The organism is Enhygromyxa salina, from assembly GCF_000737335.2.
In the GTDB taxonomy this organism is placed as follows: domain Bacteria; phylum Myxococcota_A; class Polyangia; order Nannocystales; family Nannocystaceae; genus Plesiocystis; species Plesiocystis salina_C.
This window is the reverse complement of the sequence record NZ_JMCC02000029.1, coordinates 184,940-198,045: the sequence shown is the minus strand read 5'-3', so window position 1 is coordinate 198,045 and position 13,106 is coordinate 184,940. Positions and strand designations below refer to the sequence as shown.

Below are 13,106 nucleotides of genomic sequence, written 5' to 3'. Positions count from 1 at the left end.
CTGCGACACTGCCATTGGGCCTCAGTGCCGTGCATGACCCGGAGCGGACTTAGGGTGTGCGGCACTCGGTCGGCTCTACGAGCCGCCGCACGCGCTGCGGTTTTCCTTGGGCGGGTACAGGGGCGGCGGCACCATCGTGACGCGCGGCTCCACGTCCTCCGTGTCGTCGCAAGAGATTCGCCGAAACACGGTCGGCACGTCCACGTAGCGGCCGCCGTCGTTGTTGACTGTCTGAAACTCTTGGATCTCGTGGTCGATCACGCCCGAGAAGCGATCGAGGTTGTAGCCAAAGCCGCCGTCGATCCCACACAGCGGTTCTTCCATCTTCCAGCTCAGACCGTGGAATTCGACGGCCTCCCCCGCGTCGACGTAGCGACCTTCACCGGGCATCGAGACGATGTACTGAAGCCGCCCAACACAGGGCCCGCGCACGTTCTCGGTCTTGGGGCCGTACCAGCTCTCGTTGACGATCTCGCCCTCGAGCTGGGTCGGGCTGTCGGGGACACGGCGGATCGTGAGCGTGAAGCGCCCCCACTCTTGGTACATCTCGTTGAACGAGTGCGACTGCCACACGCCCGAGACCGGATCCTTGCACAGGGCGGGCGGCGGAAGCCGGGCGCGCTGCTCGGCGATCGTCGCTGCGCCGCGACCAGGGACCAGGGTCAGCGAGATCGTCAGCGCGAGCAGCAGCACGGGCGCGAGCCATCGGGGCCTCGACATGCGTGAAGACTACCAGCCCCTCGCGGCGGAGGGCCCGAGCGAAGCTGGGGTCCTCCGGCCCGCACGGAGGAGCGAAGCTCCGAGTACGGGCGCACCGCGAAGGGCGTGAAGACCAACAGCCCCTCGCGGCGGAGGGCCCGAGCGAAGCTGGGGTCCTCCGGCCCGCACGGAGCAGGGCCCGAGCGAAGCTGGGGTCCTCCGGCCCGCACGGAGCAGGGATCCTTCATTCTAATTCGTATTGGCCGGCCGGCGGGCCGGCCACACGTGGCGGCCATCACAATATGTAGACAATCTAACTACCTCGAGTGTTTCCACTGCTTATTGAGACACTCGATGTCATACAAGGTGTTCATATTCGCGCATCGCAGGCTCGAGTTCATGGCGCGATACCCCCCTGCATCACACGAAAGTCACGAAACCGTCACCAATGGCCGTGCTAGCCGCGCGCTCGGGTACCGAGATGTCGGGGCCATGTCTCAATTCGAGAACGAGTCGCACATGTGCCGGAGTGTGTGCAAAAAGATTCGTTGTCTTTAAGTAGACACTTACCTAGAGTGCCAACATGGCAACCGCACCGTACGACCTCCTCGGAATTGGGGCATTGACCCGCCCATTCTCCACATCACTCGTCCTGCTGGGCTTAATGGCTGGGCTGACCACCAGCTGTGTCGTCGAAGACACTGCGCCAACAGACGCAGAGCCGCTGCTCGAGGACTACGAAGGGGTCAACCAGATCCAACAGCCCGAGGCGCCCCCACCCTCGAACCATGAGGGCGAGACGTGCACCTACGACTCGCACTGTCCGGCCGAAGCACCCGCGTGCGTGTCGGGTCTGTGCTACGACGGCAGCGACGGCGACCCCTGCGACTACAACTCCGACTGTGCGGTGGACAATCGGTGCTTCGCCGCCACGTGCTGGGATGGTGGCGTCGGCGATCCGTGCAGCCAAGACTCGCACTGCGACGAGTCGGCGCCCTACTGCGCTGACGGGGCGTGCTCGGCTGGTGAAGCCGGGGACGACTGCATCTACAACAACGACTGCTCGCCTGCGGCCCCGATCTGCGCCGAGGACGTGTGCTCGGCTGGCGCGGCCGGGGATGCCTGCGGCTACGATGGCGACTGCGGCGTGTCAGCGCCCTATTGCGCGGGCGGGCTGTGCTCGGCGGGCGAGCTTGGGGACGCCTGCCTGTTCAACAATGACTGCGCACCTGCGACGGCCTACTGCGCCCTCGGTGAGTGCTCGGCCGGTGCGGCTGGCGACGCGTGCGAGATCGGTGGCGACTGCTCACCGGGGGCGCCGCTGTGTGTGATCGGGGACATCTGCTCGGCCGGCGACGTCGGGGACGTGTGCGGCTACGACGGCGATTGCTCCGAGAGCGCGCCGCTGTGTTCACTCGGCGCGTGCTCGCTCGGTGAGGCGGGTGACGACTGCGCCTATGACACGGACTGCTCCATGAGCGCGCCGCTGTGCTCGCTCGGCGAGTGCTCGGCCGGACAGGTTGGCGACTCGTGCGACTTCGACACGGACTGCTCCGGTGCGGCGCCGTTCTGCTCGGATCTGACCGACACCTGCCAGACCGGTGAGGCCGGCTCGCCCTGCTCGCTCAACGCGGACTGCGTCAACGGCTGCCACCCGGCCCTGTATGAGTGTGTCTGAGCTCGTCGAGCGCTCGGGTTGAGCGCTCGCTCGATCATTCATGAAGCTCGGGTTGGCTCGATCGCGCCAGCCCGAGCTTGCGTTTGGTTGCCCCAGCCCAGCGCTCAGGTCGAGTCGCGCGCTTCTTCTTCTTCACGCGGGCACGACCCGCCCTTGATCCCGCGCGCCTTCGGGCACATCCCGTACAGCTCCAACTTGTGCCGGACCAGGTTGAACCCAAAGCTGCGGGCGACCTGATCTTGCAGCCGCTCGATCTCGTCGTTGGTGAACTCGAGCACGTGATCACACTCGAGGCAGATCAGGTGATCGTGGTGCTCGGTGTCGCCAGCGGTCTCGTAGATCGCCTGGCCCTCACCAAACCGGCGCTGGGCGGCGAGGCCACACTCGGTCAGTAGCTTGAGCGTGCGGTAGACCGTAGCGTAGCCGATCCGCGGGTTCTGCTCGCGGGCCAGGCTGAGCAGCTCCTCGATCGACAGGTGCCCGTCGGCCGAAAAAAATTGCCGCGCGATGATGTCACGCTGCCGCGTGGACTTGAGCTGCTTCTTGTTGAGGTACTCGTGGAACTGCCCCATGAGCTCGTCCACGTCACGCTCTTCCGTCGCCGCCTCCATCGCGTGGGCAGGCTATACCGGCGGGCGAGGCCCGGCAACCGCGACGACGGGCGCGGCGCTGGGTACCCAACGAACAGGCTTGGGTACACGCTCACCACGGTGAATGCGACCCACCCCGATCCAAGCAGGGCGACAGGTCACAGGCCGCGCGGGATCAACCCCGGTGCCGTTGACGACGCCACCTGGCATCGGTACACCCCGCGACGATGGCGGGCCCAGGCAAGACCCACAAGGCTCCCCGCAAACGTGCACCCAAGCCCGACGCGGACGCGGGCGCTAACGCCGGAGTGAGCGCCGAGGCGCTGCTCGGTCGGCTCGACGAGGTCGTCCGCGAGCTCGAGACCGGCGAGCTACCGCTCGAGCAAGCGCTCGCCCGGTTCGAGGAGGGCGTCAAGCTGGTGCGTGACGGGGAGCTGCTGCTGGCCTCGGTCGAGCAGCGCATCGAGATCCTGCTCGCCGATGATCGCGTCGCGCCCTTCGCCGACGAGCAAGACTACGCAGAGGATGACCACGATCCTCGGGATGAAGCAGATGACTGACGCCAATTTCGACCTCGACGCCTACTTCGCCGACCACCAGACCGCGGTCAACGACGCCCTCGCCGCCGCGCTGCCGGAGCCCACGCCTGGCCAAGATCCCAGCCGCTTGCGCGAGGCCATGCGCTACGCAGTGCTGCTGGGCGGCAAGCGCATGCGTCCGCTGTTGACCATTGCGGCGTGTGAGGCGGTCGGTGGCCAGCGAGAGGACGCGCTCCCAGCCGGCTGCGCGCTGGAAATGATCCACGCGTACTCGCTGGTCCACGACGACCTGCCCGCGATGGACAATGACGTCGAACGCCGGGGCCAGCCCACGGTCCACGTCGCGTTTGGTGAAGGCAACGCAATCTTGGTTGGCGACGCGCTGTTGACCGAGGCGTTCCGGGTGCTGGTCACGGGCAGCCGGGGGATCCCCCGCCCGCTCATCGCTCACGCGGTCGACATGCTCGCGCGCCACGCCGGGATCGACGGCATGGTCGGGGGCCAGGGGCTCGATCTCCAGGTCGGCCAGGATGTCCCCGCGCTCGATCTGCTCGAGCGTGTCCACGCGCAAAAGACGGGCGGCCTGTTCGCGTCGGCTGGCGGACTGGGTGCGCTCTCGGGCGGCGCGGATCTGGACGTCGTCGCCAAGCTCGAGCGCTACGGCCTCGCGTTCGGCGTGGCCTTTCAGCACGCGGACGACATCCTCGACAACGACCAGCCAGCCCTGCGCGACGCGGCGGCGGTCCGGATCCGCGAGCTGACAGACGAGTGCCGGGAGATCGCCGTCGCGTTCGGTCCAGCTGGGCGGCCGCTGGCTGCGATCGCCGACTGGATTGATCAGCGGGCCGCGCGGGCGCGGGCTGGCGAAGACCTCGCGTGATCGCTGAGTGCCTGTGGGGACCCGGACAGGGCCTCCGCCGATCGTCCGTCTTCGTCACCTGAGCGGGTCTGAGCGGAGTTTCTTCGCCGCCGAGCGTGATCTCCGCTGTGCACGCGCGCGCGGAACGAAGCCCAGGCTTGCGATCCGGGCGACGACCCACCTAGGATCGTCGACCGAATGTCAAAGGCGACCGTCGTGCTGGATTCGGAGGACCTCCCCCAGAATAAGCAGCAGGGGATCAAGCGGGCGTTCGTGGTCGTCCTCGCTGGCGATCGCATGGGCGAGATGTTCCAGCTCAACGACGGCCGCACATCGATCGGCCGGGGCCTGCACGCCGACGTCCGCATCAACGACGAGGGCATCTCGCGCGCCCACGCGCAGATCGAGTTTGACGCTGGCGAGCACTACCTGTCCGACGCCGGCTCGACCAACGGGACCTTCGCCAACGGCGAGCGCGTCGATCGCTACCCGCTGCAAGAGGGCGACAAGATCCAGATCGGGGCCAGCAGCGTGCTGCGCTTCACCTACAACGACGACATCGACGAGGATTTTCAGCGCAGCCTGTACGAGTCCGCGCTGCGCGACCGCCTGACCGGCGTGTTCAATCGCGGGTACTTCAACAACCGGCTCGAGAGCGACGTCGCGTTCGCCCTGCGCCACGGCAAGCCGCTGTCGCTGGTGATCTTCGACGTCGACTTCTTCAAGAACGTGAACGACGAGCTGGGCCATCCGGCCGGCGACGCCGTGCTGCGGGATCTCGCCGAGCGCGTGCAAGGAACGACCCGATCAGAGGACATCTTCGCGCGCTACGGTGGCGAGGAGTTCGTGTTGATCTGCCGGGACGTGGACGCGCTGCGGGCAGCCCGGGCGGCTCACCGGATCAAGGAGCTGGTCGGGGGCAAGGCGTTCAAGCTGGCCGGGCGCGACGTCGAGATCACCGTGTCGCTGGGCGTGGCGGATCTCTCGATGTTGTTGGAGCCCAGCGCGACCGCGTTGGTCGAGGCGGCCGACGCCGCGCTGTATATTGCCAAGCGAAATGGCCGGGATCGGGTCGAGATCTACGATCCCGAGAGCGAGCCCACCCGGGCGGTCTGAGCCATCGCTCAGTCCAGCTTGCCGATCGCCACGCGAAGCTCGGGCGCGCCGCCCTCACCCAGGCTGACTTGCCCGCGCACCCACCGACGCGACAGCCAGCTCTGCGCGAAGCCAAGATCCCGGCGCCCCTCTTCGAACGACGCGACGAGCCGCCACAGATCCCCGACCTCGAGGTACACGAGCGGCACCGAGCCGTCGTCGTGCCCGCGCCCAGCCAGCCAGCGCACGCGGTCATCACTGTCGGCGAGGACGGCCCAGCCCCACTCGCCGGTCGCCGCCGCGGGATCGTGGATCGCATAGAAATTGCCCGACACGTCGTTGTCGGGGATCGGCGTGAACTCGACGCGGCCGGGGACCTCGGGGATCGACACCGGCGACAGTCGTGAGTCGGCCATCTGCAAGAACCCGCGCACGGCCGCGAGATCTGCGGCGGTCATGCGAGCGTAGCCGACCCAGTCCCCCGTCACGGTGTGGCGCGTCTCGTTCAACGAGCGAATCGAGAACCCGGCCCCAAGCACCCGCGAAGCGACGTCCATGACGTTCTGGACGATGAAGGACTCGGGCGGCTGGAACGTGTTGCCGGGCAGCCGCGCGACGGTTCCGATCGCGTTGGGCCAGGTCTCGAGGAACAGCACGGTGGCGGCTTCGTCCTCGTGGTCGTCGAGCTCGCGGCCAAGCTGGTTGGGATCGGCGTAGATGCCCGTCGCCAAGCTGGCGAAGCGCTTGCGATCCGGGAGCCCGCGGCTGCGCCCGCACACCAGCGCGCCGTCACACAGCGCAGCGACGCTGGGCACGTCGGCGTCGATCTGCGTCAGCTCGAAGACCTCGGCCATGCGCTTGCGACCGAGCGCGGTCGGGAGCCACCTGCCGGTCGCGACCGCGCTGTCGCCATCGAGCTGCAGCTCCACGCTCACGCCCTCGAACATCCGCTCGGTCTCGTGCAGGCGCTGGATCACCTTGGCGCGCGCGCGGCTGTGCTCGACCCAGTCGCTCTGATCGTGTCCGCTGCCCAGGTTCCACATCGCGTTGCTGACCGCGGCCGCGCGCATGGTCGCGACCGCGCCCGGCCCATCGACGAGGAGCACGGCGTCACCCCGCAACGCCGCGAGCGCTGGAGCAGCGGTCGTCGCTGGCGCAGCCAGGGCTTCCTGGATCGCCGCGCGGCGGAACTCGTCGTCGGGGTGGTCGTAGTCGCCCGTGAACGTGAACAGCCAGTCGAGCTGCAGCCCACCCGGCACGTCGCGCAGCACCACCACGCTGTCGCTCTGGCCCCCACACGCGCGCACGGGCCCCAGCGCCGCGCACGTGGCCGCCCACTTGGCGTCCCGGACCTGGCTGCTCAGCAGGCTGATCATGTGGTCGATCTTGCCGGGGGTGGCGATCGGCAGGTGGACGCGAACATGCACACCAAGGCTCTTGGCCTTGCGATTGAGCGCGACGGCGGCCGGCGACAACGGCGGGGGCGGGGGTACGGGGATCGGCTCGATCTGTCCGTCGAGGCCGGTGTCTTCAAACGGGAGCACCTCTGCGGCCGGGCGGCTGTCCGCGTAGTCGTCACCTCCGCGACCGGTCAGCTCTCGCGTCGCCGGGCTGTCACTCGCCAGCGCCGCCTCGAGCTCGTCGACCCAGGTCACGACCGGGCGCACGGACATGCTGATCCGGGCGTTGGGGTCGACGCCAAGGTGGGCGAGCACGTCGTCAACCCGTGGATCCGCGCCAAGCACCATCCCGATCTCCGCCACGTCCTTGGCCTCGCGCGGTGACATTGGCAGCGACTGCAACACCTGCTGCATCGCCCCTGCCCGCCAGCTCGCGAACATCATGCCGCCCTCGAGGTAGCCCGGGTGCAGGCCGACCGCGGCGCCCGAGAGCGCGGGGATCCGGTCGTCTTTGGCCCGCGCGCTGCCGCCATCGGCCAAGCCTTCCTCGCCGGCTTCCGCGTTCGCACCGCCGTCTTTGCCACGGCCCTGGCAGCCGCCCAACCCAAGCGCCGCGACACAGACGAACGCGCTCAGACGCGGTACACGACGATCTCGAGAGCCAAGCATCGCGCGACACTATCTTGGCTGCCCGCGCTGAACCAGCCAGCGCTCAAAATCCGATCACGGCGACGAATCCAAGCTCCCACGCGCGCGCGGCCTCGAAGGGATCATCGCGACGATCCAGCCAGGTGTGCACGATCGCGCTCTCGAGCCCAATCGCGAAGCGCGGCAGCGGCCGGATCGCCAAGCCCAACCCGCCGCCGAGCCCAGCCCCCACGTCGGTCTCGTTGCGATCGCAGTGCACTTCGACGCTGTTGTCACAAGACAGACGAACCCGTGAGACCCCGACGTGGGCCCCCAGCAACGCCCACGCCATCCACCAGCGGCTCGTCCAGCCCACGCGCAGCTCGGGCCCCACGCGGATCAGGTTACCCAGTCCGCGCTCGGTCGTACCAAAGCAGTCGTTGGCAAAACACAGCTGGTAGTCGACGTCGTTGTCGAACACCCAGATCGTCTGGTTGAAGCCAGCGCTGACGCTGACCAGCAGGTGGTTCACGGGCTCGAGCGCGACCCCGACCGAGAAGCCCCACCGATACCCAGCTTGGACGGCGCGATTGAGCGCGCGCAGGTCGTTGGTCGCGCCGACACCGGGGACCGCGACACCAAGCGGCGAGATCTGCAGGACCCCACCCGCGACCGATGGGTCTGGCTGCTCTGGCTGCGCCGACGGGTCTGCCGGCTCCGGGAGTTCCGCCTCGTCTGGCGGCGCGAGGTTGATCGCAGCCCAGACCCATACCGCCGCGAGCACGCCACAGCATATCCTCGCCGCGCGGCGGCTCCGGTATAGTTTGGCGTGGCTCTCTCTCTCGACGCGCAGCAACTCCTTGGCGCCGCCGCCCAGCGCTTCGCCGTGGAAGCGCCGCTCGAGCCCGCGTTCGAGCCCGCGCTCGCGGCTCTGACCAAGGCCTTGACCCAGGAAGCCCGGCTGTCCCCCGCCGGGCTCGCGCACACCCACGAGCGCCTGATCGCCTTGCTTGGTGATCGCGTCGCGCTAGCCGAGCTCGAGCGCCGCGAACCTTCGATCACCGCGCTCCCCGTGTCGCGCCCGATCGTGATCACCGGGTTCCCGCGCACGGGCACGACGTTGTTGCAAAACCTGCTCGCCCGCGTCGAGGGCTTGTGGGCGCCGCCGCTGTGGCAGCTGCGATCCCCGATCCCCCCCGCCAACGTCAACGACGAAGCGTGGGCGCAGCAGCAGCGCGACGACACCCACGCGATGATCGAGGCGCTCTACGCCGCCGCGCCCAGCTTTCGCAGCATCCACCCAATGGATCCCGAGTGGCCCGACCAGTGCAACTTGCTGCTGCGCAAGAGCTTCTCGACCATGGCCAACGCGTTCACCTGGTACGTGCCGAGCTACGTCCAGTTCTTGAGTTCGTCCGACATGCGCCCGGCCTACGCCGACCACCAACGCTGGCTGCGGGCGCTGCTGCATCGCCGCCAGCGGCTGCAGGGTGATCTGCCCCGGCTCGCGCTCAAAGATCCGTTTCACATGTGGCACACCGAAGCGTTGCTAGCGGTCTACCCCGACGCGACGATCGTCCACCTGCATCGTGAGCCGGCCCAGGTCGTGCCCTCGTTTGCGAGCCTGTGCGAGAGCCTGCAGAGCGTTGACGCCGACTCGCCCCGGCGCCCCGCCGAGATCGGCCGGTTCTGCCTGTACATCCTCGACCACGGGCTCACGGCGCTCGAGCAGGCCCGGCAAAAGCTACCCGCGGCGCGGTTCATCGATCTGTCCTACCGCGAGCTCGTGGCCTCGCCCGGCGCGACGCTTCGCAAGCTCGGCGCCCAGCTGGGCTTTGACGCGACCGGGGTCGCGGTCGAGGAGGCCGGCGAGTGGCTCGAGCGCAACCGTCAGCACAAGCTTGGCCGACACCAGTACTCGCTCGATGACTTCGGGCTCACCGAAGAGGTCATCGACGAGTACTTCGCCGCGTATCGAGCGCGGTTTGGCCGGCACCTCTGAGTCCACCGCATGCACGATCGCTCCAGCGAACCATCCACCGCTCCACAACCCACCAACTATCGCGCGTTGGTGTTCGCGACCGCCCTGTGCTGCCTGATGTTCGAGCTGGTGCTGGCGCGCTTGGTCGACTTTCACCTCGGAGCCGACAACGCGTACCTGGCCTTGCCGATCGCGTTCTTGGGCCTCGCGCTGGGCAGCCTTCACGTCCACCTGGTCCCCGGCTCGATCGAGCGGTTCTCGCTGCGGCGGGCGCTGGCGGTCTTGGTTGGGCTGTGTGTGGGCGGGCTGTTGTTCGCGTTCTTGTTCTTCAGCTGGGTGATGCCGGTGACGGCGACCAACGCAACGGTCGGGCAGCTGAGCTACCTGGCCAAGAAGACCGCGATCTTCGTGGTCGTCATGCTGCTCCCGTTTCACAGCTTTGGCCGGATCCTCACCTCGATCTACCAGCTGCGGCGTGACGACATTGGCTCGATCTACGCCGCAGATCTGCTTGGCGCCGCGCTGGCCTGCGCGATGACACCCGTTGCGTTTCACTTTGGCGGGCTGCCCACCGTCATCGTCGTGCTGATTGTGCTGTCGTTCGTGCCGCTGGTGCTCTCGCTCGACACTTCCCGCGCGCGCCTGATCGCCGTGGTCGCAACCTTGGTGTTCGCGGTCGGGGCCGAGCGCTTGGTCGCGTGGGCCGACGGTAGCGTCGACTACGCCCGGTTCGAGGGGATCGGGGCCACCGTGGAGATCGCCCACGGGTGGAACGAGCACTCGCGCGTGGCCGTCGTCGAGGTGACCAGCAGCAAGGGCAAGAAGAGCCACACGATCATCCACAACAACTCGCGCAGCGCGGTCCGGGTCTGGCGCTACAAGCCCACCCGCGAGCCCGCGCAGCCCAAAGCGTTCGAGGGCCGCGAGGCCCCGTGGGTGCTCGGGCGCGAGCCCACCAACATCCTTGTCATGTTCGCGGGCACCGGCGCCGAGATGATCTCGATTGATCGGTTCACGGCCGGAGACACGCCCATCACCGGCGTCGAGCTCAACGGCCTCGTCGAGCAGCTCGGCCGCGAGACGCCAGCCCTGAAGAAGCATCGGATCGCCGAGTTCCTGGACAAGGATCACATCGAGCTGGTCATCGACGAGGGCCGGCACTTCTTGACCACGCGGCCACCGGGGACCAAGTACGACCTGATCTACATGGGCTCCAACGCGGCGACGACCGCCGTCACGGGCCACACGACCAAGTACCTCGACACCGTTGAAGCCTACGAGACCTATCTGGATCTGCTCGCGCCGGGCGGGCTGATCGTGTTTGATCACCAGCCGCTCAACAAGCGGATCTCGAACATGCGCCACGTGTTCGAGCGCCGGGGTATCGCCAACTTTCAGGACAAGGTCATCATCGTCGATTCGCGGCACTCCAACGATGACATGATCATCGCGCCCGACGGCTTCACGCAGGCGGAGCTCGATCGCGCGATCGAATTCGTCAATACCCACCACGCCAAGCGCAGCCGTCAGATCCGCTATCTCCCGCGGCAGGGCTACAAGCGCACGGCCGCGTACCGGGAGCTGATCGAAGGCGAGGCGACAGGCGACGTCTTCACCGATGATCGCCCGTTCATGCGCGACCTGGATCTGCCCAACTACAAGCTGATCCCAACCGCCGAGCAGCGCGAGTCGCTGTCGTGGTACGTGACGTGGATCAAGGTCACGACCGTCGTCGTCTTGTCGATGATCGCGGTGGTCTTCATTGGCGTGGCCTCGCTGCGCCGCGAGTCGCGAGCGCCCGCCCCCGTGCTGCTGTACCTGGTGTTGACGGGGTTTTGCTTCATGCTCTGCGAGGTCGCGATCATGGCCAAGCTCGAGCTGTTCTTGACCCAGCCGCTGCTGAGCATGGCCGCGGTGCTGTCGCTGTTCTTGCTGACCTCGGGGATCGGCAGCGCGATCTATCCTCGGCTCGCGCGGCTGCACGACACCCGCGTGCTCGCGGGCCTGGCCGCGGCCGCGGTCGTGCTGGTGACCCTGGTGCTCGACGCGATGGTCGGCAACTTGCTGCACCTTCCGGTCGCGCTCAAGCTCGTGCTCGCCACGATGGCGATCGCCCCGCTCGGGGTCGTGCTCGGGCTGTTCTATCCGCACTTGGTCTCGTGCTTGATCGATCAGGATCGCGCGCAGACCGTCTCGATCAGCTACGGGCTCAGCACGCTGTCGAGCGTCGTCGGCTCCGCCTACGCGCTCGCGGCGATGATCGATCTGGGGTTTGACCGGCTGCTGCATCAGGCCGCCCTGGGCTACGTCGCGCTGTTTGTGTTTGCGGTCGGGTATGCACTGGCTGGGGGCCGCTGGCTTCGGCGAGCTGACTGAGCAGGTCCGCCCGGGTGGCGATTGTCTTCAGCTCGGGCGAGGGCTTCTCGCCCGCTTGCAACCGGGATTCGTAGACTGGTTCACCGAAGGCAGCGAACTGCTTTCAACCGGGGCTGCGCCCGGGATAGGATCGTCCATGCTCACCACTCGCGGGCTCGGGGTCGCGCTGCTGTTCGTGCTTGGCTGCGATCCCTCGGCCACGCGAGCGGATCCCCCTGCGGCGCAGATCGAGCAGGCCGTTGTCGCTTCGGACTCGCACCACACCGCCGAGCTGCGCCGGCCGGCCGCGAGCGCCCTCGCCTCGACCGAGCCCGCGATCACCTACGCGCGCACGGACTGGCCGCACTGGATCGACGCCGATCACGACTGCCAGGACACCCGCACCGAGGTGTTGATCGACGAGTCCTACGAGCCGATCGGGTTCGAAGAAGATCGCCGCTGCGAGGTCGCCGTGGGCCGCTGGCAGTGCCCCTACACCGGCAAGATCATCCGCGAGGTCCACCTGCTCGACGTCGACCACCTCGTCCCGCTCGCCAACGCCCATCGCAGCGGCGCCGCGACCTGGACGACAGAGCAGCGACGCCGCTACGCCAACGACCTCGAGCACGGCGAGCACCTCGTCGCGGTCGAGTACGCCGCCAACCGCTCGAAGGGCGACAAGGGCCCAGAGGCGTGGCTACCGACGAGTGAGGACTATCGCTGCAGCTATGTGCGCGACTGGGTCACGATCAAGCAGCGTTGGCGGCTGGGGATGAACCAGGCCGAAGCCGCGGCGATCGGTGAGGCGCTCGAGACCTGCGAGGCCGGGCGGATCCCCCCGCTGCCGCAGACGCAGCGCCGCACCAGCAAGGATGACGCGGCGCCGCGTGGGGCCAAGCCCACCGCGCAAACCGTGCCAGCGGAGCCGAGTGAGCGTGTGTGCTGTCGAGTCTGCAAGAAGGGCAAGGCATGCGGTGATAGTTGCATCGCCGCGACCTCTAATTGCACGAAGCCGTCGGGCTGCGCTTGCGATGGGTGACTGTTGAAGCAGCTAGGTTTTGCGTTGCCAGCCGTCCCGGTTGCCCGCACCCTCCCAGCAGGCAACTGGGTTCGGGGTGGCCCGGATCCGGGCCACCCTCGGTATGCGAGCATCCATACGAGCACGGTGGCCCGAATCTGGGCCACCGTTGGTATGCGAACATCATCCGAGCACGGTGGCCCGGATCCGGGCCACTCTCAACCGACTGCATCAGCATCATTGAGTCAGGCGGCCCGAATTCGGG

11 protein-coding genes are annotated in these 13,106 nt (G+C 67.7%); 7 read left to right on the top strand and 4 right to left on the bottom strand.

The genetic code is table 11. The annotated features are described in order from the left end of the window. Positions 1–75: 75 nt before the first annotated feature. The gene (locus DB30_RS12935; RefSeq protein ID WP_146658648.1) at positions 76–720 is read right to left on the bottom strand and encodes a hypothetical protein; all 645 of its coding nucleotides are present in this window, start codon (positions 718–720) and stop codon (positions 76–78) included. A 562-nt stretch (positions 721–1,282) separates the two neighbouring features. Between DB30_RS12935 and DB30_RS12930 the strand changes: the two genes are divergently transcribed. After that, the gene (locus DB30_RS12930) at positions 1,283–2,377 is read left to right on the top strand and encodes a hypothetical protein (RefSeq protein ID WP_146658647.1); all 1,095 of its coding nucleotides are present in this window, start codon (positions 1,283–1,285) and stop codon (positions 2,375–2,377) included. A gap of 104 nt (positions 2,378–2,481) precedes the next feature. Here DB30_RS12930 and DB30_RS12925 read toward each other — a convergent pair whose 3' ends face one another. Beyond that, positions 2,482–2,988, bottom strand: a complete 507-nt coding sequence (locus DB30_RS12925) for a Fur family transcriptional regulator (RefSeq protein WP_052548718.1) — start codon at positions 2,986–2,988, stop codon at positions 2,482–2,484. A gap of 206 nt (positions 2,989–3,194) precedes the next feature. Between DB30_RS12925 and xseB the strand changes: the two genes are divergently transcribed. The 3 genes from xseB (at position 3,195) to DB30_RS12910 (ending at position 5,481) form a co-directional block, all read left to right on the top strand. Beyond that, entirely contained in the window at positions 3,195–3,527 is a 333-nt protein-coding gene (gene xseB, locus DB30_RS12920) for an exodeoxyribonuclease VII small subunit (RefSeq protein WP_146658646.1), read from the top strand. Beyond that, on the top strand, positions 3,520–4,386 hold the full coding sequence (locus tag DB30_RS12915; RefSeq protein ID WP_165703739.1) for a polyprenyl synthetase family protein: 867 nt from the start codon (positions 3,520–3,522) through the stop codon (positions 4,384–4,386). The genes xseB and DB30_RS12915 overlap by 8 nt, the downstream gene beginning before the upstream one ends. 177 nt (positions 4,387–4,563) lie before the next feature. Next, positions 4,564–5,481 (top strand): GGDEF domain-containing protein, encoded by a 918-nt coding sequence (locus tag DB30_RS12910; protein WP_052548716.1) that lies wholly within the window; start codon positions 4,564–4,566, stop codon positions 5,479–5,481. An 8-nt stretch (positions 5,482–5,489) separates the two neighbouring features. On the opposite strand, the gene DB30_RS12905 is transcribed toward DB30_RS12910, so the two are convergent. Both DB30_RS12905 and DB30_RS12900 read right to left on the bottom strand, forming a co-directional pair. After that, on the bottom strand, positions 5,490–7,529 hold the full coding sequence (locus DB30_RS12905) for a hypothetical protein (RefSeq protein WP_052548715.1): 2,040 nt from the start codon (positions 7,527–7,529) through the stop codon (positions 5,490–5,492). A gap of 43 nt (positions 7,530–7,572) precedes the next feature. Further along, complete coding sequence (locus DB30_RS12900) at positions 7,573–8,271, bottom strand: hypothetical protein (protein ID WP_052548714.1); 699 nt, start codon at positions 8,269–8,271, stop codon at positions 7,573–7,575. A 45-nt stretch (positions 8,272–8,316) separates the two neighbouring features. Between DB30_RS12900 and DB30_RS12895 the strand changes: the two genes are divergently transcribed. From DB30_RS12895 to DB30_RS12885, 3 genes are all read left to right on the top strand, one after another. Then, a complete protein-coding gene (locus tag DB30_RS12895) occupies positions 8,317–9,489 on the top strand; it encodes a sulfotransferase family protein (RefSeq protein ID WP_052548713.1) in 1,173 nt (390 codons plus the stop codon). Positions 9,490–9,498: 9 nt separating this feature from the next. Next, a complete protein-coding gene (locus DB30_RS12890) occupies positions 9,499–11,844 on the top strand; it encodes a spermidine synthase family protein (RefSeq protein ID WP_052548712.1) in 2,346 nt (781 codons plus the stop codon). A 136-nt stretch (positions 11,845–11,980) separates the two neighbouring features. Continuing rightward, complete coding sequence (locus DB30_RS12885) at positions 11,981–12,862, top strand: HNH endonuclease family protein (RefSeq protein WP_165703738.1); 882 nt, start codon at positions 11,981–11,983, stop codon at positions 12,860–12,862. Positions 12,863–13,106 lie beyond the last annotated feature (244 nt).